The sequence below is a fragment of the Spirosoma horti genome (assembly GCF_054776595.1).
Window position 1 is genome coordinate 611,800 of sequence record NZ_BAAHBQ010000006.1, and the last position, 25,968, is coordinate 637,767.

Genomic DNA, 25,968 nt, shown 5'->3' on the forward strand with positions numbered 1-25,968 from the left:
AGTAAGCTTATATGAACAATTTCATTCGCTTTGTGCAGACACTCAACTATATGCGAATGGTTGTTGGTATCTGTATTATTGTGGATGGTTACCCGCTTATTTTCTTTTTTCGGGAAACCATGAAACTGGCTCCGGCGAGCACAACCTTTACCGCGGCTGCCCTGGCGGGCGGTTTATTACTGATGATTCCGTTCACGATATTTCGTCGGTTATATCGGCCTAATACGACCACCTTCTGGATGGGCATCACCTTTCTGCTGCTCATCATCTTCTACATGTTCTTTTTTAATGGCGTGCCTGGCTTTGAAGATTATGACAAGGATATGATCTACTTTGTTTATATCCTGATTTTTCTATTTCTGCTGATCAATATCCCCAACGACATTATTCCGGTATTTATCCCGATTGTGGTACTCTTTACCCTGGTATCGAACTTGGGGCTTATTTACGCCCTGATAACCGATCCTACATGGGCCATCGGACAACGGGCCACCATTACCCTCAACAATGGAGATGAAGGGTCAGGAAACCCACACGTATTTTCCCGCAATGCCTTCATCGGTATCATTGCCTGCGGTATTGGTTTATTTCGACCTCAATCCAATGTCCTGCTCAAACTGCTCTGTTTCTTTGCGGGTGCCGTCAACCTGGCCGTACTGGTACTGACGCAAACCCGGTCGGCCATTGTGGCGCTGATTCTGGCCGTAATTTTATTTATGTACTTTAACGTTCGGCCTACTCAGATTCGCTCAGCCGTCCGTAGTCTTGTCAAGCCCATACCCATCCTGATTATGGTGGTTGGTTTTATGGGGATCATCTACTTTTTTCAACGGTATTACACGATCTACCTCGTTCTGTACGATTACTTATCCGGCTTCCTGGCGAAAAATCTGGACAACGTGTATGCTCTGCTAGGCATGAAAGCACAAGGCGTCGACTATCAGGCCGTTCTCGATGATTCAGCGGCCAACCGATCGGTGAGTGGTATATTTCTTCGAAACTCTTTGTCGGGCGACCACATTCATATGCTGGTTTTTGGCTACGGTTACAAATACACGTATCTGGATGTTCCGATCATTGAAGCCTTTACCAATCACGGTATATTAGGTTTGCTTCTATTTGGCGGCATCAATGGATTGGTTTTCTACGATGCCGTGCGAATCATGCGCACCAACCCGAATGATTTAAGCACCTTTCTGGCTTATTTCTATCTCCTTATCTTCGTTCAGTTATTTACCAACGGGCGCCCTAACGAAATATCCTTTTGGTTTCCGTTGGCCCTCATGATTCGGTTTGTGGGCGTTGAGCACTTATTCCCCGCCTATTTATCGAACAAACCACCCGTCAATAAACACGACGAGTTTGCTGTTGTCCCAACGGCTCAACCCATCTGATGCGTAGCCCACTGCTGTAGTGACTCGTAAAATCAAGAATTAATCGGTTATTTCGCGGTATATATGCGAATTTTAAATATTTGCGCGTACACCTGGCAAGCAGGTGGCCCCCCCAAGATCATTTTCGATCATACAGAAGTCGTTCTCCGGTACGGGCATCAGGTAGACATTCTCAGTCCAATATCCCCCGGCGAAAAACCCTATCCGCTACCGGATGGGGCACGGCTGATTCTGTGCCAGCGAACGCCGGTTATCAGTCGTTTTTTTCGCGAATTCTCCGGTGAACTGTACCAGTTTCTGAAGCAGCATGCGCACGAATATGATCTGATTCATTGCCATGGACTGTGGCATTTCGGGGTGCTGGCGCCCTTTATGCTCGATAAATCCGTTGCCAAAGTCATCACTATTCATGGCGTGCTGGATCGGTGGGTCTACGCGCATAACAACTGGAAAAAACAGATTATAGACACGCTGGCCCAGAAGGCCTATCTGCAACGGGCAGACCTGGTCCAGATAAATAATGTCGATGAGCAGGCCGATGTCGTGCGCTACCTCGGGCATGCGCACCCCAACATCGTTATCATTCCCAATGGGGTAAAAATGAGCGATTTCACGACACTTCCCCCAAAAGGTAGTTTTCGCCAGAAATTTGACCTGCCCGTGGACAAGAAGTTAGTCCTGTTCATGAGCCGTCTGAATGCCAAGAAAGGGCTTGATTTACTGTTACCCGGCTTCCGGGACTACGTTCGGCAGCATCCGGATACGGTACTGGCCCTGGCTGGCTCCGATGATGGATACGAAGCAACAGCCCGTCAATTCATTGACCAGCATAATCTTGGCGACTCTATCAGGATGGTGGGTATGCTGACGGGCGATGATAAAAAAGCCGCTTTGGCTGATGCTGATCTATTCACCCTTCCCTCCTATTCGGAAGGTTTTTCAATGGCTGTTCTCGAAGCCATGGCTGCCGGAACTCCTGCGCTGGTATCGGATCGGGTGGGCTTTGGCGAGACGATTCGGGCCCATGAAGCGGCTGGACTCCTAACCAGCTTAACCCCGGAAGCCGTGCGGGATGGCCTGGAAAAACTCCTGGGCAATGATCAGCTGCGCCTGCAAGTCAGTAAAAACGCGACGGCTTTACTGAAGGCCAAATACGACATTGATATTGTTGCCAAGCAACTGCTGGATGAATACGTAAAGGTAGTCAGGAAGAAGTAAACTACTTTTTTACTTCCCGCTGGATCACCGTTGCCCAGTCGACCTGATTGTCAGCTTCCGACAGGTCGACGAATGGGAATTCCAGCAGCAGTTTCTTAAGCTTGGGCAGGCAATTTTCCAGCCCATAATACGATTTGAACTGCCGGGCCCGGCTCAGGCCCGGAATCATGGGTTGTCCGGCATCGAAATCGCGGGGGTGAAAATAGGTCATCACATAATCGGAGCGTTTCATGAAGCCCTTGATGATCCGATACGGAAACAGCCTGAAATACCCCCCACCTGAAAAGATCAAGTCTTGCCCCAGTACGGCCGCCGTGTTGATCGGAAACTCTTTTAACAGCGTACCCTCTACGTTCAAATAACCCGGCTCAAACATATTCAGCGATGCGTCGCCCCCGTGCGAACGGCGGGCCGAGAACACGGAGCAATCTATTTCAATACCCTGTTCAATCAGAATCGGGAATACCCAACGGTTAAATTCCTTGATCGAGAAACCCGGTGCCCGATAGGAGCGAACTTTTTTGCCTGTCAGATCCTGCAAATGCTTGATAGAGCGCACCAGATCAGCCTGAAATTCAGCGGGTGTTTGTTCATAGGCCAGTTGATGGGCATACGAATGGGTCGCGATTTCGTAGCCAGCCGCGTCGATTCGCCGAATGATATCGGGGTGTTTATCAGCCACCCAGCCCAGGCAAAAGAACGTAGCCCGGCTGTTGGTGTCTTCTAAAAGCTGGAAAATGCGATCCATATTCTGGTAAATCCGGGTCTCGTAGCGGCTCCATTCGGCCTCCGTACGAGTCGATGCATTATCGAGAATATGAAACCACTCTTCAATATCAAACGTCAGTATATTCATGAATTTACGGTCAGTACGTGAGTAAGCTGCTTCCACATAACAGCAGCCAACCATCGGCCCATGACCTAAAACAGGTTCCTGGCTAACTTATCTACTCCTTAATAAAACCGCTTTCCGGCTGCCAGAAAGGCCTTCACATCCTCGCGGGTCGGGAACGTGAAGTAAGTCATCTGAGACGCGTCGTTCTCGATCAACTCATAATTCCCCGTGTGCACTTTGTCGATGGATTCAAGGATAGCATCCATGCCCATCTTCTTTGTCACATCGATCAGTTCGGCCTGGCTCATGTTCCCAATGGCAAGTTTATTTTGTACCAGAATCGGGCCATTATCAATCCCTTCATCGACGAAAAATACCGAAACGCCCGTATGCGTTTCCCCATTTTTGAGCACCCAGAAGGAAGGCATCAAGCCTCGGTATTTAGGCAGTAAAGCCGTGTGCAAATTGATACAGCCATGCGTGGCTACATCCAGCAGTTTACGTTTGAAAATCTGATTCCCCGCAATCGAGACAAACAGATCGGGCTTATACTCTCTGAGTTTGTCCAGGTTTTCGTCTTTATTGATATTTCCTTCTATGTGAATCAGCGGGATATTCCGGTCAGACAGCACTTTGCGAACGTTGTTGCGACTGTCTAGTTTGGAGGTTACGAATTTAAATCCATACCGCACGAAAAACGGTAAGCCAAAAATATCGTAGGTCTTCTTTATTTTTTCGCTGAAGCTTTCCCGCTTGCCAAATGGCGATACATCGAACACGACCGTTGCCACGACTTCGGCATAGGGTGGTAACTTTTTGAGCAGATAATCAATGTTACGGGCGAGGTAGAACGGGTCATCCTGCGTAAGAATCACAAGGCGCATAAATGGTCAGATAGTATTGGAGACACAAAACTACATATTCCGACCAGAAAGCCAGTATTCGTTTATCAACGAACCACCACTTTCCGGCGAAGTAACTGCCCATCGGCCGTTTGAAGTTCGGCCAAATAGACGCCCGCTGCCAGATCGTTCAGAGCAATTGACAGTGTTTTCCGGGCAGCGCCATGCCAGTTCTTTACTGTCTGGCCAAGCACATCGCGTACGATTACATCCGTAATCGTGACCAGATCCGTTTGCACATAGAGCGTACGGTCGGCCGCTATTGGATTTGGATACAGCTGCACTACCGGCTCCGTTGGTTCAACGCCCAGCACCAGTGGTCGTGCGCTGATCACGTTACTGTACGTCGATTCAGAAACTGCACTGAGCGCCCGCAACCGATAATAATACGTACCGAACATATTGGGCAGGTCGGGGTCGGTAAAGGTATTTGCCGTTCCGTTCAGGGTGGCAATTAGTTTAAACGTTGTAGGTGTGTCATCGGCTCGTTCCAGAAACTGCGTTTGCGAACCAGCAGAAGCCGTCCAGTTCAGCTGAATCTGTTTTTCAGAAATAGGCCTTGCTGCCAGGGTTGTCACAGGGGCAATGGCGTCGGCAATGGGTACGCCGTCGAATGAAAAGGCCCGCATACCCCGCGTATTTCGGAGTGTCGGTCCATCATAAAATGGAGAGGCCGCATCAGAGAAAAAAGCGGGCAAATACCTGAGTTTCTTAGCCGTAGCGGGTTGTTTTAAACTGAGGGTCACCCGGTTACCTTTGGCCACCCCATCCGTGACCAGGCCAGACTGCCCATCCAGGTAAAAGAAGTCTTTCTGTTGGCGATAGGCAATCTGCGCCCCGGTGGCAAAATTATAGAAGGTGGTGTCCTTTTTCCAGACCATCTGCATTTGATCATCGAATACCAGGGTGATCGAATCTTTCCGGTTGTTATAGAACGTTTTCTTTACGTCGGGCGAATTGATTTGCAGCGTATCCTTCGATCCATAAATGTCGCGGGCGATAAGCCGAAATTGCTCGAAAGCCAGCCGCTGGTGGGCTACTCCGCTGTAGTGAACCCCGTCGTAACCCGGTGTGCCCACGGTAGCAATGGCGTCTACGTTTGCAAAGAGGTATTTTGTGCGTCGCTGAAAATCGCGCAGCGCGGCTGCACTATCCGAGGGGTTTGACAGAATGTTGATCTGCCCAACGTAAATGCGGGCATTCCCATAGTCTTCCCGGAACTGACTATATAGCTTGGCAAACTTGGCCGGATAACCGGGAAGCCCACTACCGGCATCTTCCTCGCCCTGTTTCCAGATAATGGCTTTTGTCCGTGTCGCTACGCCCGCCCATTTTGCCCGGTTGAGCAAGTCACCATAAGGCGTGATCGGATTAGCATGATTAATGGGGTCCCGATCTGTCAACGTGACAATATCCGTACCACCTTTCCCGCCGTTCATGATGCAGGTTGGGATACCAAAGTTTTCCAGAATCAGCCGCTGCAAGGTGAGGCCGTAGCCACCGACGGTACCAAAGGGCTGCTTGGCCGGATACCAGCTCATCTGGGTCGGAGACCCCAAATACGGATACGTGACGTTACGCAGGTATTTATCATTGAAGTTAAAGGAGTACAAAACATCAAGATCTGTCAGGGCCAGCACATTTGACTGTCCATCCAGAATATACACATCTCCGCAAACAACCCGATTAGCGACGGCAACCAGGGTAGAATCAGAATTTTTATAAATAAAGACACGAAACGAATATTCAGCAGGTTCTGCTTTGATCACGGGCGACAACGTAAAGGCAGCGGAGCTATCTGTAGGCACCAGCACCTGGCTGATCACCTTTGTCAGAGAATCCTCCCGGAACACCTGTACACCTATTTTTGTGTATCCACGGCTATCCATACGCCCACTTATTGTTACAGTCGCCTGGTTGTTGGCGTCGCGTGGATAGAGTTGGAGCGTACGGGGTAGCTGCTGAAAAATAATTTGCCCTGAGGCTGAGAAATAGTACAAAAACAATATAACACCTATGTAAAGTCTATTCATTAGCTTTGTGGAGTATAAAAAAAGTTATAATATTGCATGATTTCTCGATCCATAAAAAGACGAGTAAAAATAAAGCCTTTACACCAAAACTGTATCAGAAAAAGCCACTTTTTCGCTTCGATGGTAACCTAGCGTATGACCGACGTATCCGTCATCATTCTGACGCACAACGAGGAAAAACACATTACTCGCTGTTTACAGAGCCTGCTTCCGTTTACAAATAAAATATTCATAGTTGACTCATTTTCAACCGACAGAACGGTTGAGATAGCCCGGTCAATGGGCGCTACGGTTGTTCAGAATGCCTGGGTGAACTATGCAACTCAATTCAATTACGGGATTGAACACACGCCCTTCGACACAACCTGGCTGATGCGCATGGATGCCGATGAGTATGTAATGCCCGAATTGGCCAGCGAAATCAATCAACGGCTCACCGGTTTGCCTGCTCAGGTAGGGGGCGTTTACGTAAAACGACGTGTATTTTTCCTGAATCGCTGGATGCGTCATGGTGGGTTTTATCCTATTTGGCTGCTTCGGCTGTGGCGACGGGGTGATGGCTTCTGTGAGCAGGTGTGGCATGATGAGCATATTAAACTCACCAAAGGAGAATCGATTCAGTTTTCGCATGATATTGTTGACCACAATCTTAACAATTTAACCTGGTGGACCCAGAAGCATAATCATTACACGATTCTGGAAATGATCAATCTGCTAAACTACCGTTACCAGTTCGATCAGGCCGAAACCGTTGAGGCTAACTTATTTGGTACCCAGGATCAGCGCATGCGCTTTTTAAAGGAAAAATATGCCTCGCTTCCCCTGTTTACGCGCCCAATCCTGTACTTCATCTACCGCTATTTTATTCGGATGGGGTTTCTGGACGGGCGACCGGGCTTTGTCTGGTGTTCTCTTCAGGCGCTTTGGTACCGTTTTCTTGTCGATGCCAAACTGTTGGAAGTAAGCATTCGGGTTGGACATGATAAAGACGCAATCATCAACTATTTCCTCACGGAATATGGCAAAGACCTTCGACCAAACCGACCCGAGCGGGTTGGCCAGTCATAAACCAGACCAGCAAAACGGGAAGACGGATCTATCCCGTTTTAACATTAGCTGGTATAATCCTGGCCCACGCTGGAAAATTATTCTCTGGTTCATAACGAATTCGCTCTTTATAAATACGTATTTACCACTCCCGATTTCGCTCAAGATAGCCATTCTACGGTTATTTGGTGCAAAAATTGGCAATAAGGTCGTGGTGAAGCCCGGTGTGAATATTAAGTATCCCTGGTTACTTCACGTAGGAAATGAAGTCTGGATTGGGGAACAGGTTTGGATCGACAACCTGAGCGAAGTGTACATTGGCAACAACGTTTGTCTGTCGCAGGGGGCCCTATTATTGACCGGTAACCATGATTACAGCCGGTCAACATTCGACCTGACAACCCGGCCAATTACTCTGGCTGATGGCGTCTGGATTGGGGCTAAATCGATCGTTTGTGCTGGTGTTCGCTGCGAATCGCATGCGGTACTGGCCGTTAATTCGGTCGCCACCCGTTCGCTGGAAGCGTATGGTATTTATCAGGGAAATCCGGCCGTTTGGGTCCGGCAACGAAACATCAAAGCGTGAAAGTATCGATCATAACCGTGGTGTATAATGGGGCTGAATTTGTTCGGGATTGTATCGACTCAATTCTGACCCAAACCTACCCCAACATCGAGTATATTATAGTAGACGGGAAATCGACCGATGGCACGGTGGACATCGTAAACTCATACGGCACGAAAGTTGCCCGATTCATTTCAGAACCAGACAAAGGCCTGTATGATGCGATGAATAAAGGGATTCGATTGGCCACGGGCGACGTAATCGGTTTGCTAAACGCCGACGACTTTTACCGCCATAACCGGGTCATTGAGAACATGGTCGCCACGTTTGAGAAAACGGGCAGCGATGCCGTCTATGGCGACATGCTCTACGTAGACCGGAACGATACCAAAAAATTAAAACGCTACTGGCGATCAGGCTGGTACAGCGACAATGCCTTTTTATGGGGCTGGATGCCGGGGCACTTATCGTTTTTTGCCAAGCGAAAGCTGTATGACCAATATGGTCTGTTTCGACTCGATATGAAAAGCGCTGCGGACTACGAATTGATGTTACGGTTCATTCACAAAAATAAAGCCAAACTTGCTTACATGAATGAAGTGACCATTGTCATGCGGGCAGGCGGCATCAGTAACAGCAGTTTGCAGAATCGGCTCCGGGCCAACCGGGAAGATCAATTAGCCTGGCAACTCAATGACTTGAAGCCTTACTTTTTCACATTTTGGCTTAAGCCTTTACGCAAGCTTAAACAATATGTAAGCAAGCCGCCGGAAACTTTTGATACGTAAAGAATGCCGTTCAATCAGATTTTACTAGTTTAACGAAATAATCCAATAAACTTTGCGCTCCTTAGGCCCCCAACTTGGATATCCAGTTTTGTGTTGGGTAGCGTTCCTCGTCTGATTACCACCAGTACTAATCAGCGAGAATTTAAGTTTCTAAACGTCCCGCCTTATGAATATTGATTTGTTGATTGCGTTTCTTCAGAATAAATTTGGTGACGAGCATTTTACGTTCGGCTTATACCAATGTATACTCTCTTTTCTGGTAGCCTGCTTTGTTGCTGTTGTAGCCATTCCGGTTATCATCAAGATTTCTGAACTGAAATCGCTGATGGAAAACCCCGGCGCCCGCCGGTCGCACTCAACACCAACACCAACGTTTGGGGGCATCGCGATCTTTGCCGCCATTCTTATTGCCTATTTTCTATGGCCCAGCATTGACCAGACTGACATCTACACCACAAATCTGTCGATTGCCGGGATGACAATCCTCTTTTTTATCGGCATCAAAGATGATCTGGTAGGTATCGATCCAGCCAAAAAACTTATGTTTCAGGTCCTGGCGGCCATGATTCTCATTCTATTCGGTGATCTTCGTGTCGACTATATGTATGGCATTATGGGGTTTCACCACATCGAGCCCATTATTAGTATTTTCCTGACCTGCTTCATTTTCATCACTCTGATCAATGCGATCAACCTCATCGATGGTATTGATGGCCTGGCGGGCGGTATTTCAACCATTGCCAGCGGTACGTTTGGTGCCTGGTTTTTGCTGACAAATCATTTTACAATGGCCTGCATGGCGTTTACCCTGGCCGGTGGCTTGCTGGGTTTCCTGCGGTTCAATTTCTCAAAAACCAGTAAAATTTTCATGGGCAATACCGGCTCCCTGATCATTGGCTTCATGCTGGCTTTCTTTGCCGTACGGTTTGTTAACCTCAACGCGGCATACCGATACGAACCAACGGCCTTTTTCAATGCGCCCATTATTGCCATTGTCATTCTGATTGTGCCCATTTTTGACACGCTACGGGTGTTTCTGGTCAGGATTCTGGCGGGCCGTTCGCCTTTTTCGGCCGATCGGAATCACATGCACCATATTTTGCTGGACAATGGCCTGTCACACGTGGCCGCAACGTCTGTCCTGTGCGGAATATCGCTGTTCAATACGGTTATGTTCCTGCTTTTGCACCGTAATATTTCAAATACCCTCTCTTTAATCATTCTGGGCTGTTTGTTTGGCTTGTACATGCTCGTCAGCTTTACGCTCAAAATGCGGGTTATGTACGTCTCGACTCATCCGCGCCGTCGAAAAGCCGTCCTGCGTAGGGAACTGCAAAATGGCATCGTCGGCCGTCGTATCATTGATTACTTGTAAGAAAATTTATACGCATAAAAAAAGCCCTCCAGCGTTCTGGAGGGCTTTTTTTATGTCGGCGCTGGATCAGGAGAGCACTTCTTTCTTTTCCATACCTTCAGGATGCCCGTCCAGAACGGCTTTGGCTACGTTTACGACATTCTCCGTAGTGAAGCCAAAATAGGCCATCACTTCTTCGCCGGGTCCCGACAGGCCAAACCGGTTCATACTGATTGTCGTGCCTTCATCGGTGACGTATTTGTGCCACCCAATTGGCGAGCCCATTTCTACCGCCAACCGCTTACGAATCGAAGGCGGCAACACTTCATGGTGATACGCCTGATCCTGCTGTTCGAACAATTCCCAGGAGGGCATACTCACGACTCGTGCTTCGATGCCCTGCTTTTTGAGTTCTGCCTGCGCACTCATGACCAGCGATACTTCTGAACCTGTTGCGATCAGAATCAGTTGGGGCGTTCCTTCGGCTTCGCTTAGAATGTAAGCTCCCTTTTCGAGGCCCCGCGCCGAACCATACTTGTTCTGATCAATGACGGGCAGCTTCTGTCGGGAAAGAATCAGGACAACCGGGCTTTTGGGTTGTTGCATAGCCATGCGCCACGCTTCAACGGTTTCGTTGGCGTCGGCGGGACGAAGAACGATGATATTGGGAATCGTTCGCAACGAAACGAACTGCTCAACGGGCTGGTGCGTTGGCCCATCTTCGCCCAGACCAATGCTGTCGTGCGTGAACACAAACGTGACCGACGATTCGGCCAGTGCAGTCAGCCGAATAGCGCCCCGCATATAATCGGAGAAGTTCAGAAATGTGCCACCATACGGATGCACGCCCCCATGCTGGGCCATACCGTTGAGGGCCGCTCCCATCGCGTGCTCCCGCACACCAAACCAGATGTTTGAGTTTTCGTAATGTCCGGGCTGAAAACTAACGTCTCCTTTGGTTGGCATATCGTTCGAGGAAGCCAGATCGGCCGAGCCGCCAAACAGATAGGGCACTCGTTTCTTCAGCGCTTCCAGCGCTTTGCCTGATGCCTGGCGGGTGGCCAACGGCCCATCGGCAGGCGCAAACACAGGCAGATCAGCCTCCCAATCCTGAGGAAACTTGCCCGCAAAGGAGATAGTGAACGTGTTGGCTTCTTCCGGGAACTGGCTTTGGTAGTCGCCAAACCGCTTCTGCCAGTCGGCCTGTAAATCGGCACCGCGTTTACCAGCTTCGAGTAAATAGGGTTTCACTTCGTCCGGTATAAAAAACGTTTTGTCAGGGTCCCATCCGTAAAACTCTTTCGTTTTGCGCACATTTTCCTCACCCAGTGGGCTACCATGTACTTTGCTGGTTCCCTCCTGCGGACTGCCAAAGCCGATGATGGTACGCACCGCAATAATCGACGGACGGTCTGTTTCGGCCTGAGCCGCCCGAATGGCCTGATCAATAGCCTCGATATCGTTTCCATCGGCTACGTGCTGCACATGCCAGCCATAGGCCGCAAAACGAGCCATTCGATCCTCTGTAAACGCCAGATTAGTAGGCCCGTCCAGAGAAATCAGGTTATCGTCGTACAGATAAATCAACTTACCCAATTTGAGGTGACCAGCCAGCGAAGCGGCTTCAGAAGCAATCCCTTCCATCAAATCGCCATCGCTAACGATGGAATACGTGTAGTGATCCATGACCGAGTGTGCTTCCCGGTTGTAATTCGCGGCCAGAAAGGCTTCGGCCATGGCCATGCCTACGCCATTGGCAAACCCCTGACCAAGCGGTCCAGTCGTTACCTCAACACCCGGCGTCAAGTTCGACTCAGGGTGTCCGGGTGTCCGCGAGTGAAGCTGTCGGAAACTCTTCAGATCGTCCAGCGAGAGATCATACCCAAACAGGTGCAGCAAACTATATAACAATGCCGAACCATGCCCTGCCGACAAGACAAATCGGTCTCGATCGGGCCAATGAGGGTCTTGCGGGTTAAACCGCAAAAAGCGCGACCAGAGCACATACGCCATTGGAGCCGCACCAAGAGGCAGACCAGGGTGGCCTGAATTCGCTTTCTGAACAGCATCGATCGACAGGAGTCGGATGGTATCAATACTGAGTTGGTCGAGATCAACCGATTTGTTAGCCATAATAAAAAAAACAAACGTTGAAAAATAACTTTCTTCCGCCGACTTACGCTCGTGTAAGCATCGGCGTCAATAGACTAACCACCAAATACGTAAGAAGATTGAAAAAATTTAGTTTGTTGGTGTAACAGACCGGATTATCGGAAGCCGGATAACAAACCGGCTGATAGCAAGACGGTGGGTTTTTTTGCCGTTTCGTACCGCTCCAGTGGCCTGGCGCAACGGCCGGTACGCCGTCGGACCGTGAAGCGAGGCCGTAAAATCCCTCACTTGACAATTAGTAAGAGAGTAGACAAGCACTAACTGTGTGTATCATTAACTCAACCACTAACTGAAAAAAGGCATAGATTAATAGGATGGCAATTTGAGGCCGTAGACACTTTATACAAATAAGATTCTCCGTTTAAACAGGTGGTCTTAGAAAACGGGCGTTATTTGAAACACGGCATCTATGGATTGCCTACAAAAACATCAACTTAACGATCTTGGCTATCTGTCTTACAGCTGTAAGACAGAGCTTGTTTTTGTCATACATTCTGTAGTACTTAACATAATTGCACTTATATAACAAGAAAGTCTTCTAATATTATGCCGTCTAGACCTAGTTCCTCAAGAGAAATATTGAAGGCTACGGCTTGCGATTTCATTAAATCGAGAGTACTGTAAAGAGCAAAAACTTGTCCTAATGAATGATCCCGTTCAGGACCAAGTTTTGACCTCAAATCAACATGAGTTTCTTTTATCTCTTTGAGCAAGAGTCTAGCTAGATCAGCTAAATAATTTTTGTATTTATCTTCTTCCATAAAATAAGCTTAGCTGTTAACGTTATGGGTTTTTCCACATAACATAATCCTAGTTATAGAACGGGTCTGGAAAATGTGAAAAATTCCATATTTTAAACCTGGTGTTTAAAATTGTACTTCTATGATGAAAGCAATGTCAATAACTGATTGGTTACGATTATTTTTTTCTCTAACCATTACAGGAGTATTACTTTATTATGGATCTGAATTAACCGAATGGATAGCTAATCTACTGAATGTAAATAGTCTATTGAGCTTTCAGTACAAAGTTTTACGACGGATAGTGATACTTGTATCCGTCTCTTTCTTAGGTATAGCATTACCCAAAAAACGCTTCATCGCGACAATGATCTTAGGCGTATTGATACTTAGTATTCAATTTCTTATAGAATTTATATTTTCTTGAAAATTCAATTGAAACGATAACTGTATTTAATTAATACCCGTTGTATAACAAAATTTATGTTATGTAAAAAAAGTTAGAAATCGTTAATTTCTTTGATTAGTGATCAATAACTGTTTAATTATATTTCCTTACTTAAACTTTGACTTTAGTTTTGGTACTGACACTATTGTTTGTTTCAAACTACTGAATTGATCCGTAGATAAGACACGCTTAGGTAAAATATTCGCACTTCCTTCTGTTACTCGTAAGAGAACAAAATCACCTACTTCCCTTACTTCAAACAGTTTATTGTAAGTCATTCGAGAGGAGAAACTTTCTCCAGTAAGTTGATAACTTGTTTCATCAAAAACATAAGTTGTCTGCTCAGTAATTTGTGCATTCGTCTTTATAAGTTTACTAGACTGAAATTTGCTAGAAATCTCAGCAATAAATATTATGTACAACCCAAATAACATAAAGAAAATGGCGTAAAAGGAGGGTGTGACACCATGAGCTATATCACTATATAAGATAAATGAATAAAGTATGACCCAAGTAATGCCTATAATTCTGAATGCTTTTATAATAAAGCGACTTCTAGAAATCGCTACTAATCCCTTGTAGAGTTCTGATTCTGTGAGCTTAAATGTAATTTCAAACATATATTAGCCTGGTTTTACTGTTGTATAAGTGTCGTGGCTGTTGCAAAAGTCTTAAATGGAGCTAGAAAGCCATGTGTAACCGCCGATTAGTGGCCGTTCAATGGCTAAAAATTACTTATTGGCAGAGCTAAAATAAATGGGCATCGACTTTTGCAACAGCCACTGGCAATATGTTAACTAGAACTTCCACCAAGGTCGTTTCTTAATCGGTGCTTCGTCAGGATTATAATATTCTCTATAACTTCCACCACTGAGTTGCTTCGTGTCGAGATTCAATGTGAAATCAACCCAATCGTCACTCTCGTGCGTTGGATCATAGGCTAATCCAAGCACAGTGTTCCCTTCTATTCGCAAATCGGCTATTCCATCCCAAGAGATTCGTTTAGACACCCATAAATCTCCACTAGAGTCAATAATGGTTAAATGACAACCATCAGAGCATATTACTTTTTCTTGATCAGCTAAGACGGCGATATCGATGGTTGTACCAAACGTATCTACTGGTTTAGTTTGATCAGGCTTCATTATATATCCGTTTCCACCAGCAATAACAATGCATAAGTCCGTCTGAGGAAAATCAAACACCGCCTTGAAGGTAGTGTAGCCAACGTTAAAATTAGCAACCCAAGACTCACCAGATGAGTCAAAAAAACGCACGACGAACCCTTCACTGTATGGGTTGATAAACGGTTGCTCAACCTGGGTGACAGGGACGTACATTGGCCCATACGCAGGTAGTCCACTTAGAATTTCATACCTCTTTCCACTTATTGCCACTCCTATGAATCTGTTATATAATCAACGTTATGTTTACCTGGACGAAAAGTTAAATAAAACTGGTGTTCTGTTATACAGCTAATGTAGGCGCTTTCTAGTGAATTTATCCGTTAGGAAAGAAGAGTTTTTAACGCCAAGTGATGGTGAAGGTCGACCGTCAAGTTTCCAGGCGGTCTTTGCCATCACCTTGTTAGGTTTACCCGCTGTTCCTCGATACATTGCCTTATGATACAGTTTCTTTAAACACCCATTTTTTGAAGCAGATATATGAACAGTAGGCTGGCTCAGGGCAAAGCCTTTATAACGACTTCTCATTGGCGATCATCTTATCAAAAGAGCAAAGTCAGTCCCCCTTTGTTTTTTAATAAGTCTCCCAGCTTAGTTGTTTGAGGTTGGCTTATCCGCGTAATCTCCTGGGTTAAAAAATGGGTGAGCTGACCTTACATAAAATCCGATATCGGTTTGGTTGCTTCCTGACGACGGGACTCTTCCAGGGCGGCAATATAAGCCGTTCGATCTTGGGCATAAACCAAGCTTAGGGGCAGGCCATGATATTGCTGAACATAGTTTATCAGCAAACGAGAGGTACGCCCGTTGCCGTCACCGAAGGGGTGAATGCTGACCAACTGGAAATGTACCTGAAAAGAAAGATCATAGATCTGCCGGACCGTTTTGGCTGCGGGTACCAGTGTGTTCATCTCTTTGAGCAAAGTATCCACCGCTGCTGGCACCTTCTTGGCATCCAAGAACATTCGGCTACCGGCCATGGCGCTGACCGTTCGGAATTGACCCAAACTCGAATCGAACGTACCCAACAGGGTGTTAGTCGGCCCACCCGTCTGGTGCATGACGGCTGCAGCAATGGTCTGTAGCCGGGCTCGGTTGAGGGGCTCATGTTGGGTGGCCCAGTCGAGGATTAGTTGTTGAGCAGCCTGATGATCAACGACCATTAAGTGGTGTTCCAACGGTTTACCTCCCGCCGTAAGCCCTTTTTCTAACAAGGTCTGGGTCTCCAGCAACGTCAAAGTAGACCCTTCGATAGCGGTCGAATGATGGGTATGTACCATTTGATTGTAAAGCTCGAAGTTAATCACGCCGGTGGTAAGGGCCTGGTATTGCTTGATCAGTTCGGGCAATGTTGTGGCGGCAGGGGGTGAGGTTTGAGCCATGGTGAACAGTCGAGCGAATGGGTATATACTCAAAAATACGAAAGATGCTGGCTAGGGGCGCAAACGGCCTTTAAAACTAGCGTTTGGTTGCGATCTAATTTTGTCTATCTCTTACCAGTGGGCGTTCCTAGTCGGCTGGTAGAAAAGCCCGACGGGATCTATCTATTCGCAAAGTCGTTTCGGCTTGGGGTAACTCCAGTATTCCCTCGATATCACTTGTAAATGCCGATCTGTCTCGGTTTGAGGAGCGATTTATGAGAATACTTATTGTCTAACTAGTTACCGGGGAGCTTATATTCAAAACCAAATTGTTTGGCGTACTCTTCTAAGGGGCCTAAGCCCACCTCTGCCCGGCGTTTATCTACATTCTTCTCGTCTTCAATCGCATCAAAGGATTTCTGACCTGTTGACTCCATTTTTACTTGGGTACCGTACAACTGTTTCTGCCCTTTATACACCCGAATGCGATCTATCAACAGCGCCATATTTGTTTTTTGCATTTCACCCTGGTCAGCCGCTCGTTGAAGAATGGGTAAATACTTCTCTTGGATGGCAACAGGAGAGTGCTGGATAATCAGCCAAGCCGTGTTTCCCAATTTAGCCCCGACCAAACTCTTGCCGGGATAGCCGTATTGCTGAATGAGTTGCTCGACCTTGCGCAAATTAAGGGAGTCTACTTGGTGAATGCCTTGCCAGAGATCTTGCCATTGTGGGGAGTTCTGGCCATAAACGCGCATGACTGAATCAACTCTAGATCGAGGTTGTTGGTCCGTCATATAAATCGCCTGTAACTGGCTTTTCAAGGACGGATTAATCCCGAGTTGGGCGTCTTTTTGGGCAAACACCTCTTGCACCAACTCCTTCATGGATGAAGAACGAACAAGGTTGAATTCCGGAGCAGCCTGGTAATCGATCCACGTCTCCTCAGCAATACTGTAATCGATGTTGACCGCTTGCTGAATATAGGTTTTGGCCAACTCAGACCGTCCACACTGATACGCACAAAGAGCGGCTCGCATGGTGCTTAGAGCACTTTTCTGAGCAATCATGAATGCTTTTTTGTATGCATTCAGACAAGGCTGACACTGGCCTTGTTGAAGATAAGTAAGCGCCTTTTCCACCGACTTAACATACGCTGTGTCAGCCGTAGCGTACCGGGCTTGTCCAAAGCCAGCACCACACCAACCAAGACAAAAAGTAGCCGTTACTAGTAGGACATTTGGTTTCATAAAATGATTGGTAAGCGATCGGCCTAGTGCTCATGTAACCATTGAAAATAATCTTTTTCAACGGCGACCCCGTTGTAAACTTTGGTGATGATTTTGCCTTTATCATCAAGCGTTAACTTGTAAAAGGTGTGATCATGATTGGGATAAGCTTTAATATCTAAGTTTTTTTTACCCTGCTTCGCAAATTCAAGCGGTAAAACATCATTCGAGGTAGCCCCTATATCGGCCGTACCATAGAGGATTAAAATGGGGATCTTCAAGGCCAGCAGGTACCCTCTAAAGTCAATTGAGAACGAATAATGCGTCCGATTTGGATCACCTACTTTAGCCGATGTGTTTAATGAGTCCGCACAAATCTGGCTCCACTGCTGCTGTAATCCGTCTACACTTTGCTGCGCCTGCTCCTGGGTATATTCACCGGTGTACCCTTTCATCCGCTCCTGCCGAATAATGCCTTGTTGACGACCATCCAGAAAGCCTGAAAAAGCAATCAAGTGAGTCACTTTAGGATTGGAGTAAGCGGTCTTAATCGCCACGCAGTACCCTTCCGAACCACCCGTCAACACCACTCGTTTAGCATCGGCCCAAGGTTGCTGAAGCACAAATTTCAGGACTGCGTTCGTCTGACGCACATAGTAGTCCAGATAGTTGTGAGTTTGATACTAGGGTAGATACACAGCCGGTTTAGGGTTGTTTCGAGTAGTAAACAACGTATCTAAATAGGCATCATTTTCAATGATTGGAACACCGGGCTTAGCAATCATGATGCTATAGTATTCCGTTTCATGATCGTAGCAACTAATTGGCAACTCCGTTAACGAAGGTCGATTGTTTTTGGGATTGATGGTGAAGAGTGGAATTGGAAGTGAGCCTTGACGAAACAAAAAAACAGGCTTCTTGGCTTTTAGCTCGCCAGTCTTAGCAACGACGGCAAATGTGACGGAATCGCTCTCGAAAGGAATGGTAAAGACGGAATAGCCCCCAACCGCTCGTGGCGTATATTGGGCAAACAGGCTGTTCATTACCGAGAAAATTAAGTAAGCGGAAAACAGAAAGAACTTCACAAGCTTAGACGGTCTCAGTGGTCAAGCAAAGGTGGACAGTCAGGCTTTTGCCTCCAAGTTAAGATTTGTTAAACAAGGGCTAGTAAGTATAGACTGTCTTTCTAAACGCCAGTTTAAGAAGCAGATACATGAAAGCCTAGGCGTCTCGCAAGGGAGCGTTATTTGAGAATGAAGAAAATTGGTAACTTAATCATGTTTGTTGATTTTCCCACAACTCCATTTGTATTTTTCCAAGCCATGTTAAATAAGTAATGTGGCTGTTGCAAAAGTCTTTTAGTCCATGAGTAAGCCTAGCAGAGGGGTCACTGTAGTCCGTTTTTCGGAAAAAACAAGGTACTAAACCAGGCGTTTTAAACCCGTTCAGACTTTTGCAACAGCCACGGTAGTTATGCAACAGGTCTGGAAATAGTACATCTCCTATTAATTCTGGCAACTAGTTGAAATGTGATTATTTAAATAACCTTGTATTTTCAAAGCTTGTCATTGTAAATCGGTCCACCTAATAAGGCAAAGGCTTCTTCTTGTTTTCTTGTTAAGTTATAGCCGATTGAGATTCGTAAACTGTTGGGTTCTGAACGGTAACTATCAGGCCGAGTTAGAACAAGAAAGGCACCTTCACTAGTATGGCAAACATAGATTGGCTTTAGACTACTAAAATCTCCGTGCGATTTTGTAAAAACCAACGGCTTCAAGATTTGCCTATACCGTTGTTGTAAACTGTTTTTAACAGAATCAAACTTGGTTTCTTTACCTCGTAAGAACATCACTACACCATGAGATTCATTTCTTAATTCTTGATTCCCATTATTACCCCATGTGTTAAACCACCATTCTGTTCTCACTGTCTGGCTTGAATCAACAAATCTATCATCGGATAATAGTTGACCGGTTGGATATTGCTTTTGCAGTTGGTTCAATGTGGTCGGAAAGTGAATTGTATAGCCAGATAAATTAGTTTGAAAGGGTTTAGGTTTACAGCTATACAATAAGCCAACTAATGCTCCAGTAAAGTATAATATTCTTATTTGCATGTTTAGAGGAAAAGTCAGTACAATTGACTTTATACTAGATCTGTTGTATAACTGACGTGGCTGTTGTAAAAGTCTTGTAGTCCATGAGTAAGCCTAGCAGAAGGGGCGCTGTAGCTCGGTTTTTTCGCCGAAAGCGAGGTGCTAAACCAGACGATTTAAACCCGTCCAGACTTTTGCAACAGCCACAAACTTTATGTTATTCGACTTTTCTAGTAACTAGTGAAGCAGTAGTATCTCGCACGGATGCGAAAAATGATATCTAGACGAGATTCTTAATTGGAGTTTGATATTCTCGTTTAACTCAATTATTCTTTAATTTTCATACTGGGTACCAACGGGTCAACTTCCACCAATTCCAGTGACTTTACCATATCTTTTGTTCCAGTTTTGTACTTTAAGAAATGCGGTGTTTGTATGTGTGCTTTATAAGCATCGATGTCCGCGTAAATTTCTAGAATTGTGATATGTGTAGGGTTGTCTTTTGCAGCAACGGCATACAGCGTCTTTACACCTGGTTCCAGTCGTATTGACGCTTCAATTTCTTCTCTGGCAAACGCTTTATATGCTTCTAACTGCGCCGGATCAACTATAATCTTGGCAATTCGTACCATCTGCGTTTTAGTTTGGGCAAAAACTTGTTCAGCACTTACTAACAGTAGTAAGCATATTGTAAGCAGTATCAATCGCTGTTGGCCACTGCTACGAGAAGTGACACTTTTCATTTGCTGACCTTACTTTTAGGTGAGATAATCATCTTTTTCATAACCAAGAATAACGGAGTTGAATAAGTATATTATTCGTTTATATCTAAATCAGGTTGCGCCAAGTTTTTACCCTAATACCGTATGCAACGGATAGGAGTTAACAGTTAATGAAAGAGAATATCCAATTAAATACCTCATAGAGTTGCAGCAGCCCATAAGCCCACTCGTCTCATTCGGGAGCGAATTGTGAGACAGTGCTTTTATTAATATTTGTCCAATACTATCAGTCGCATACGCCATAAAACTAGCCGATTTATTTTAGCCACTTTTGCAACGATTTGAACCGATTCCAGTCCCGGATAGCGCCATCCTGATCATTCAAATCATATTTGGCTAAAGCCCGAATCTGGTAAGCCAGATGACAGGCAGGGTGGAACTGCAGGATTTCATTGCATTCGAATATAGCCAGCTCATACTGTTTATTCAGACGTAAATCAGTAGCATGCTTTAAGCGCGTAGCTACTTCTTTGGCAAGGACTGGGTCCAGTTCGGTTGGCTGGGGTTCTTCTTGTGGAAATAGTTTTTTCAGGAAATTCATCATGGGTAAGGTATTGAATAGCGGCTGGTGCCGTCAGTGCACATGTAGCGAATGATTTGGTTTTAAACGAAAAAACAATCAGTCAACCGACTGGCTGCTTAAGGGAGGGAGATTAGTTAAATGGTTTCTTTGCCGTAGGTTTAGGCGAGTGGCTCGTTAAAAAGAAGCGGGTAATGAGTTGACATAGGCATTAATCAGGTCTCGTGAGCTAGGGCGTTTAGTTGAGAGTTGTAAAGGGGAATTGGTTGGCGTGAGATTTATGGGATCACTGGTGTAGCCCATTGCACGGACACCAAGAGAAGCCAGCGGATGCACAGTACATAGCGAATCAAAATGCCCCATTTATCGCTGGGACAAGATTAGGCGTTTCGCCAGCAAAGCAGTCGGAGATTTCACCCAAAAACTCGGAGAATTGTCCCAATCGGGGGTGAAAGCGATTATTTTTTGGTTAAATCCTGAAATTGACCCGGACTCCTCGGCCAAGACCCGGCCGAAGTAACCCGGATCTAGCGTTGCCATGCAGGGTAATTAGTGGAAGAATCCGGGCTATAATTTAGTGAACCAAATAAGCATTTGTACGACAATTATCGTACAAATCGGGCCTTTCTCGGAACGTTTGTCTGTTCATATAAACCGCTTTATTAGTAGAGACTGTTCAAGTATCGACTTGCAGAATGCTTATCATTCGCTTTTCAACTATATCGGCCAAGGGGCCTGCAGTATAACGTGCGCCGTTTGCACCTAGGCATATACTACCGTTCCCTGATTGATGTCGAAAATCGGACCTCTACCGCGGACGGTCGGCGACACGGCAGGTTTATCAAACAGTTCAGGTAAGCGCTCAAACCTGAAGTGTCAGGACAAAAATGGGATGGTGAGTTTGGTCTGAAATCTGACAATTTATCTACCTAGCATTGACTTGTTAGTGTATATAAATTTGTTAGAAATTGACTCAAATGAGCGAACTTACATGCTAACTTAGTTCGTGGTAAACCACTTTATAACTCAACTTGAAAACTGTTCTCTTTATCGTATGTATACTATTCTGCCTTTGTTCGGTAGCTGAGGCCCAGCAATTTGCCGCTTCTGTACAACAGTATGGCCCTGAAAACGGCTTGTCGCATCGGGAAATAAATGCCATTTTACAGGACCGGCGGGGCTTTATGTGGTTCGGTACCAGGTTTGGTCTGAACCGATTCGATGGGCTGAAATTTACCACCTACACCAAAGAACGTAACGGGCTCGATTTCGATGAGATAGCGTCTATTGCCGAGGACGCCGATGGCCTTTTGTGGCTCATGAGCACTTATAAGGATAGTAAGGTGCGGATTAGCCTGTTTAATCCGTTGACGGGCACGGCTATTTCATTTGATGAGAAATTCAAAAAGTATTCCCTGACAAGTTCTTTACTGGTTGGGCAGCACGTGTTGGGCAGTCCTGACGGCACGATCTTCTTCGCCAATTATCAACCGGCTATCCTGATATCCTACCATCCCAGGTCCGGCCTTCACTACGTGCCCCTTGCCCACTATAAAAGTCTGACCATTCACCAGGTTACCGCCCGTAACACCATCTGGGCCACCGCCGATGGCAATCAATTAGTCGAATTAACCCAAGATGGTCGTGTTCTCCATACCTTTCGACACGATCCAGGTACCATTAACGTCTGTTTAGGCCAGCCCCATGCGGGTATCGAATTTTTCTATACTGTCTACCGTTCAGACACCGATCTACAGGGAGTACAGTATAGTGTGGATCAGTTGGGGAATCGACGGCAATTACCGGCTTCATTGCGGCAGGGAAGAACTGCGTTTTTCTCCCCCGTATACTATGCGTTTGATCGTAGCGGATTGATTTGGACGGGCACCCAATTACGGAGTGTCACCAAAGGAACCCTATTGGATTTGAAGGAGCAACTGGCAGGCCAGTCGATTGATAATCGCTGTTTCTTCGCCGACAGAAACGGCTGGATGTGGTTAGGGACCAGTTTTGGTGTGTACCAGGTCAAGGTAACTGAAAACTACTTTCACCGCTTCTTTTACGAGCCAACCAATATCCAGGAAAAGGCGGCATCCATTCGAGGTATCTCCGTTGTGGGGAATAAGCTATACGCCAACCTGGAAAAAAAAGGCTTGTTTAGCTGCGATCTATTAGATGGGTCAGCCAGGAAGCTATTGGTACGTGGTATTTCGTATGGCTTAACCAATAGTCCGCCTGGAAAACTAAACATAAGCCAGATAGATTTAGTCAGGTATGACATTCGAACCGATTCGCAAACGCTCTCTCCATTGCCCAGTGGCGGATCGATCTGGACAATGTTCCCATGTAGTAACCAGCACTCGCTGGCGGGTGGGATAGTAGGTCTCTGGCTTGTCGAGACGAAAACGGGACAGGTTTTGCCGTTCACTCGCTACAACCAGTTTCCCGAACTAGCCAAGTCGCATGTGCTTCATATCGGTGCCGATCGACAGGGCACCCTTTGGATCTGTGCGACTACGGGTTTATACACGGTTGATTCGTCAGGGGGCATCACGGCTCGTTACTGGAGTGGAGGCAAGGGGCGATTTCGGCTGCCTACCGACAGTTATCAGCATTTTTACCAGGATACCCAAGGCCTGTTTTGGCTGGCAACGGCCAATGCGGGGCTCATTCGGTGGAACCGCCAGCTAAACACCTACCGGCAATTCAGGCGTACCGATGGGTTATCCAACGACAATATTTACGCTGTCTATGCCGACCGGCGGGGCCATCTGTGGCTGAGCAGTGACTACGGCATTATGCAGTTTGATCCGGTCCGAATGACAACCCGGTCTTACACAGTTCAGGATGGCATTACTCACAATGAATTTAACCGCATTGCTCATGTTCAGGCCCCGAACGGCCAGCTTTATTTCGGCGGTCTGAACGGCATAACCGCATTTAATCCACCCGATTTTGATCACGAGAAACCGCCGGTTACCCTTCCGCTGCAAATTGTCTCGTTTCGCCAGTTTGATAATGCGCTGGATAAACTGGTTGACAAAACCCAAGAAGTGGTACAAAGTAACCGGATTAGTCTACAGCCCGGTGACCGGACGAGTGTGCTGGACTTTGCGCTGCTTAATTACGCCGACGCCCAAAAAAACGTGTACGCTTACCAGTTTAAGGGACTGGACAACGAATGGACGTATCAGACTGAGCCCTCCATCCGGTTGAGTAATTTACCGTACGGCGAGTATCAATTATCGATAAAAGGACAGGCGGCCGATGGTCAGATGTCATCGGCGAACCTGGCCATCCAGGTCATCGTACAACGCCCGTTTTACCTGCGCAACTGGTTTCTCATGCTCATGCTGTTTTTGCTGATCGGCTCGGTTTGGGGATGGGGCCGGTGGCGAGTCTGGAGGCACCAGCAGGAACAAACCCGGTTACAGATCCAGATCCAAGCGGCCACTGAGCTCATTGCGCAGCAGGCACAGGACCTGCTGCGGCTCGACGAAACTAAATCACGTTTTTTTGCTAACATCTCGCATGAATTTCGTACGCCCCTCACCGTCATTCTGGGCATGGCGGCCAGCCTGAACCAAAAGTTCGACCCTGAGTTGCGACAGATGGCCGGCCTCATTGAGCGCAATGGCAACAACTTACTACGGCTGATCAACCAGATACTGGACCTCTCGAAACTCGAAGCCGGGGAGATGGCCATTCACCTCGAACGGGCCGATCTGGTCAGCTTCGTCAGCTACGTTGGGGAGTCGTTCCATGCCATCGCTCAGGCGAAGGGGGTACACCTACAATTTCAGTCTGAGGAAGCGCAGTGCGAAGCTGACTTCAACAAGGATAAACTCCAGGATATTTTAGCGAACCTGCTGATCAATGCCCTGAGATTTACCCCTACGGGTGGTCAGGTAATCTATAGGGTTGCCGTTCAGAATAGTTGGCATTCGCTCACTGCGGCCGGATACCACGAGGAGCTAATCCCGACTAGACACCTCGATCAGCCGTGGATTCAGATCACGGTGAGCGATACCGGACCCGGCATTGAGCCAGCCCATCTGCCGAGGATCTTTGATCGTTTTTATCAAATTGAGAATCCGCAGAACGCATCGGGCGGAAATACCGGAATAGGCCTCTCATTGGTGCGGGAATTGGTGGGGCTTATGCAGGGTGGTCTGGCCGTTCGTAATCGGTCCGGCCTGGATGGGCTACTGCTCGATGGGCCAGGGCAGGAGGGGCCCGGCCAACCCTGGTCGAATAATTCAGGGCAGGCCCTTTACAGCCGGGGAGCTGAGTTTGTAGTTAGTTTACCCCTTACCCGTCGGGCATCCCTGGCGGAAGGGCCATCTCCCGCACCGTCATCTATACATTCAGACCAACCTCAGTGGGGCGAACCCACGCGGGACATAGCCAGGGAGCGGCCCATAGTGTTACTGGTAGAAGATAATGAGGACGTAGCCACGTATATTCAGATTTGTCTACAGGGTGAATACCAGGTGATTCGAGCCGAAAATGGGCAGGTCGGTATTGACCAGGCGTTGGCGAGTATTCCGGACCTGATTCTGAGTGATTTGATGATGCCACTTAAAGATGGCTTTGCACTCTGCGACACCCTGAAGCATGACGAACGGACCAGCCACATTCCCATTGTGTTACTAACGGCCAGGGCTGCGGTGAGCGACCGAATCATGGGGTTACGCCGGGGGGCAGATGCCTATCTGGTGAAGCCTTTCTCCCGCGAGGAGCTGATGGTCGTGTTGAGTAACCAGCTACAGATCCGGCGTCTGTTACAGCGCTATTATAGTCAACTAGCCTTGGGCGTTGCCGGGTCGATTCCGACCGATGCGCCTGAGATGGGGGAAGACCAGTTTCTGATCAGGCTACGCAGCAACGTACTGCCGCATCTGGATAACCCGGCGCTGGATATTGAGATGATCTGCACGATGATGGGGACGAGTCGCAACTCCCTGCACCGCAAGATGACCGCTCTGACGGGGCTGTCGATGAACCGATATTTGCGAACACTGCGCCTGCAAAAAGCCAAAGAATTACTCCTGTTACCTGACCTGAACATTACTCAGGTCGCCGATGCAGTAGGTTTCCAGGACCCCAGTTACTTCGGCCGGGTCTTTGCCGAAGAATTCGGCCTCTCGCCCAGTCAGTACCGGGATGTAAACAAAAAATAATCGCTTTCACGCCCGGTTGGGACAATTCTCCGAGTTTTTGGGTGAAATCTCCGACTGCTTTGCTGGCGAAACGTCTAATCTTGTCCCAGCGTTGAACAGGGCCTTTTGCGCTGCTACG

General features: G+C 47.1%; 21 protein-coding genes. 7 read left to right on the forward strand and 14 right to left on the reverse strand.

From position 1 onward, the window contains the following. Positions 1-11: 11 nt before the first annotated feature. Positions 12-1,394 (forward strand): hypothetical protein, encoded by a 1,383-nt coding sequence (locus ACYVAM_RS21250; RefSeq protein WP_461070731.1) that lies wholly within the window; start codon positions 12-14, stop codon positions 1,392-1,394. Between the two features lie 63 nt (positions 1,395-1,457). Further along, positions 1,458-2,612 carry a glycosyltransferase gene (locus ACYVAM_RS21255; RefSeq protein WP_461070733.1) on the forward strand — a complete coding sequence of 385 codons (1,155 nt, stop codon included), beginning with the start codon at positions 1,458-1,460 and terminating at the stop codon, positions 2,610-2,612. Between the two features lies 1 nt (position 2,613). On the opposite strand, the gene ACYVAM_RS21260 is transcribed toward ACYVAM_RS21255, so the two are convergent. The 3 genes from ACYVAM_RS21260 to ACYVAM_RS21270 form a co-directional block, all read right to left on the reverse strand. Next, positions 2,614-3,468 carry a polysaccharide deacetylase family protein gene (locus ACYVAM_RS21260; RefSeq protein ID WP_461070735.1) on the reverse strand — a complete coding sequence of 285 codons (855 nt, stop codon included), beginning with the start codon at positions 3,466-3,468 and terminating at the stop codon, positions 2,614-2,616. A gap of 98 nt (positions 3,469-3,566) precedes the next feature. Beyond that, entirely contained in the window at positions 3,567-4,331 is a 765-nt protein-coding gene (locus tag ACYVAM_RS21265; RefSeq protein WP_461070737.1) for a methionyl-tRNA formyltransferase, read from the reverse strand. Positions 4,332-4,396: 65 nt separating this feature from the next. Beyond that, on the reverse strand, positions 4,397-6,382 hold the full coding sequence (locus ACYVAM_RS21270) for a sialate O-acetylesterase (protein ID WP_461070739.1): 1,986 nt from the start codon (positions 6,380-6,382) through the stop codon (positions 4,397-4,399). Between the two features lie 135 nt (positions 6,383-6,517). Between ACYVAM_RS21270 and ACYVAM_RS21275 the strand changes: the two genes are divergently transcribed. From ACYVAM_RS21275 to ACYVAM_RS21290, 4 genes are all read left to right on the forward strand, one after another. Further along, the gene (locus tag ACYVAM_RS21275) at positions 6,518-7,450 is read left to right on the forward strand and encodes a glycosyltransferase family 2 protein (protein ID WP_461070741.1); all 933 of its coding nucleotides are present in this window, start codon (positions 6,518-6,520) and stop codon (positions 7,448-7,450) included. Further along, positions 7,401-8,015 (forward strand): WcaF family extracellular polysaccharide biosynthesis acetyltransferase, encoded by a 615-nt coding sequence (locus ACYVAM_RS21280; RefSeq protein ID WP_461070743.1) that lies wholly within the window; start codon positions 7,401-7,403, stop codon positions 8,013-8,015. Before ACYVAM_RS21275 ends, ACYVAM_RS21280 begins: the two co-directional genes overlap by 50 nt. Further along, complete coding sequence (locus tag ACYVAM_RS21285; RefSeq protein ID WP_461070745.1) at positions 8,012-8,782, forward strand: glycosyltransferase family 2 protein; 771 nt, start codon at positions 8,012-8,014, stop codon at positions 8,780-8,782. Before ACYVAM_RS21280 ends, ACYVAM_RS21285 begins: the two co-directional genes overlap by 4 nt. A 166-nt stretch (positions 8,783-8,948) precedes the next feature. Continuing rightward, positions 8,949-10,157, forward strand: coding sequence for a glycosyltransferase family 4 protein (locus tag ACYVAM_RS21290; RefSeq protein ID WP_461070747.1), 1,209 nt, complete (start codon positions 8,949-8,951; stop codon positions 10,155-10,157). Positions 10,158-10,223: 66 nt separating this feature from the next. Here the strand turns inward: ACYVAM_RS21290 and tkt are convergent, their stop codons facing one another. From tkt to ACYVAM_RS21345, 11 genes are all read right to left on the reverse strand, one after another. After that, positions 10,224-12,269 (reverse strand): transketolase, encoded by a 2,046-nt coding sequence (gene tkt / locus ACYVAM_RS21295; protein ID WP_461070749.1) that lies wholly within the window; start codon positions 12,267-12,269, stop codon positions 10,224-10,226. A gap of 557 nt (positions 12,270-12,826) precedes the next feature. Further along, positions 12,827-13,069 carry a hypothetical protein gene (locus ACYVAM_RS21300; RefSeq protein ID WP_461070751.1) on the reverse strand — a complete coding sequence of 81 codons (243 nt, stop codon included), beginning with the start codon at positions 13,067-13,069 and terminating at the stop codon, positions 12,827-12,829. A gap of 534 nt (positions 13,070-13,603) precedes the next feature. Continuing rightward, positions 13,604-14,116, reverse strand: a complete 513-nt coding sequence (locus ACYVAM_RS21305) for a YcxB family protein (protein ID WP_461070753.1) — start codon at positions 14,114-14,116, stop codon at positions 13,604-13,606. A gap of 177 nt (positions 14,117-14,293) precedes the next feature. Beyond that, complete coding sequence (locus tag ACYVAM_RS21310) at positions 14,294-14,836, reverse strand: hypothetical protein (protein ID WP_461070755.1); 543 nt, start codon at positions 14,834-14,836, stop codon at positions 14,294-14,296. A 497-nt stretch (positions 14,837-15,333) separates the two neighbouring features. After that, on the reverse strand, positions 15,334-16,062 hold the full coding sequence (locus ACYVAM_RS21315; protein WP_461070757.1) for a Fic family protein: 729 nt from the start codon (positions 16,060-16,062) through the stop codon (positions 15,334-15,336). Between the two features lie 275 nt (positions 16,063-16,337). Next, positions 16,338-17,291, reverse strand: a complete 954-nt coding sequence (locus ACYVAM_RS21320) for a DUF6624 domain-containing protein (RefSeq protein ID WP_461070759.1) — start codon at positions 17,289-17,291, stop codon at positions 16,338-16,340. A gap of 23 nt (positions 17,292-17,314) precedes the next feature. Beyond that, complete coding sequence (locus tag ACYVAM_RS21325; RefSeq protein ID WP_461070761.1) at positions 17,315-17,923, reverse strand: alpha/beta hydrolase family protein; 609 nt, start codon at positions 17,921-17,923, stop codon at positions 17,315-17,317. A 30-nt stretch (positions 17,924-17,953) separates the two neighbouring features. After that, complete coding sequence (locus tag ACYVAM_RS21330; RefSeq protein ID WP_461070763.1) at positions 17,954-18,313, reverse strand: hypothetical protein; 360 nt, start codon at positions 18,311-18,313, stop codon at positions 17,954-17,956. Positions 18,314-18,825: 512 nt separating this feature from the next. Beyond that, on the reverse strand, positions 18,826-19,386 hold the full coding sequence (locus ACYVAM_RS21335; protein ID WP_461070765.1) for a hypothetical protein: 561 nt from the start codon (positions 19,384-19,386) through the stop codon (positions 18,826-18,828). A 305-nt stretch (positions 19,387-19,691) separates the two neighbouring features. Then, positions 19,692-20,108, reverse strand: a complete 417-nt coding sequence (locus ACYVAM_RS21340; protein ID WP_461070767.1) for a putative quinol monooxygenase — start codon at positions 20,106-20,108, stop codon at positions 19,692-19,694. A gap of 295 nt (positions 20,109-20,403) precedes the next feature. Continuing rightward, the gene (locus ACYVAM_RS21345) at positions 20,404-20,691 is read right to left on the reverse strand and encodes a hypothetical protein (RefSeq protein ID WP_461070769.1); all 288 of its coding nucleotides are present in this window, start codon (positions 20,689-20,691) and stop codon (positions 20,404-20,406) included. Between the two features lie 1,007 nt (positions 20,692-21,698). Between ACYVAM_RS21345 and ACYVAM_RS21350 the strand changes: the two genes are divergently transcribed. Beyond that, on the forward strand, positions 21,699-25,850 hold the full coding sequence (locus ACYVAM_RS21350; RefSeq protein ID WP_461070771.1) for a hybrid sensor histidine kinase/response regulator transcription factor: 4,152 nt from the start codon (positions 21,699-21,701) through the stop codon (positions 25,848-25,850). Positions 25,851-25,968: the final 118 nt, after the last annotated feature.

What these genes read in the sequence shown, in the direction of transcription:
- ACYVAM_RS21250 (WP_461070731.1), top strand. Translation starts at nt 12, where the DNA reads ATGAACAATTTCATTCGCTTTGTGCAGACACTCAACTATATGCGAATG.
- ACYVAM_RS21255 (WP_461070733.1), top strand. Translation starts at nt 1,458, where the DNA reads ATGCGAATTTTAAATATTTGCGCGTACACCTGGCAAGCAGGTGGCCCC.
- ACYVAM_RS21260 (WP_461070735.1), bottom strand. Translation starts at nt 3,468, where the DNA reads ATGAATATACTGACGTTTGATATTGAAGAGTGGTTTCATATTCTCGAT.
- ACYVAM_RS21265 (WP_461070737.1), bottom strand. Translation starts at nt 4,331, where the DNA reads ATGCGCCTTGTGATTCTTACGCAGGATGACCCGTTCTACCTCGCCCGT.
- ACYVAM_RS21270 (WP_461070739.1), bottom strand. Translation starts at nt 6,382, where the DNA reads ATGAATAGACTTTACATAGGTGTTATATTGTTTTTGTACTATTTCTCA.
- ACYVAM_RS21275 (WP_461070741.1), top strand. Translation starts at nt 6,518, where the DNA reads ATGACCGACGTATCCGTCATCATTCTGACGCACAACGAGGAAAAACAC.
- ACYVAM_RS21280 (WP_461070743.1), top strand. Translation starts at nt 7,401, where the DNA reads ATGGCAAAGACCTTCGACCAAACCGACCCGAGCGGGTTGGCCAGTCAT.
- ACYVAM_RS21290 (WP_461070747.1), top strand. Translation starts at nt 8,949, where the DNA reads ATGAATATTGATTTGTTGATTGCGTTTCTTCAGAATAAATTTGGTGAC.
- tkt (WP_461070749.1), bottom strand. Translation starts at nt 12,269, where the DNA reads ATGGCTAACAAATCGGTTGATCTCGACCAACTCAGTATTGATACCATC.
- ACYVAM_RS21300 (WP_461070751.1), bottom strand. Translation starts at nt 13,069, where the DNA reads ATGGAAGAAGATAAATACAAAAATTATTTAGCTGATCTAGCTAGACTC.
- ACYVAM_RS21305 (WP_461070753.1), bottom strand. Translation starts at nt 14,116, where the DNA reads ATGTTTGAAATTACATTTAAGCTCACAGAATCAGAACTCTACAAGGGA.
- ACYVAM_RS21310 (WP_461070755.1), bottom strand. Translation starts at nt 14,836, where the DNA reads ATGTACGTCCCTGTCACCCAGGTTGAGCAACCGTTTATCAACCCATAC.
- ACYVAM_RS21315 (WP_461070757.1), bottom strand. Translation starts at nt 16,062, where the DNA reads ATGGCTCAAACCTCACCCCCTGCCGCCACAACATTGCCCGAACTGATC.
- ACYVAM_RS21320 (WP_461070759.1), bottom strand. Translation starts at nt 17,291, where the DNA reads ATGAAACCAAATGTCCTACTAGTAACGGCTACTTTTTGTCTTGGTTGG.
- ACYVAM_RS21330 (WP_461070763.1), bottom strand. Translation starts at nt 18,313, where the DNA reads ATGAACAGCCTGTTTGCCCAATATACGCCACGAGCGGTTGGGGGCTAT.
- ACYVAM_RS21335 (WP_461070765.1), bottom strand. Translation starts at nt 19,386, where the DNA reads ATGCAAATAAGAATATTATACTTTACTGGAGCATTAGTTGGCTTATTG.
- ACYVAM_RS21340 (WP_461070767.1), bottom strand. Translation starts at nt 20,108, where the DNA reads ATGAAAAGTGTCACTTCTCGTAGCAGTGGCCAACAGCGATTGATACTG.
- ACYVAM_RS21345 (WP_461070769.1), bottom strand. Translation starts at nt 20,691, where the DNA reads ATGATGAATTTCCTGAAAAAACTATTTCCACAAGAAGAACCCCAGCCA.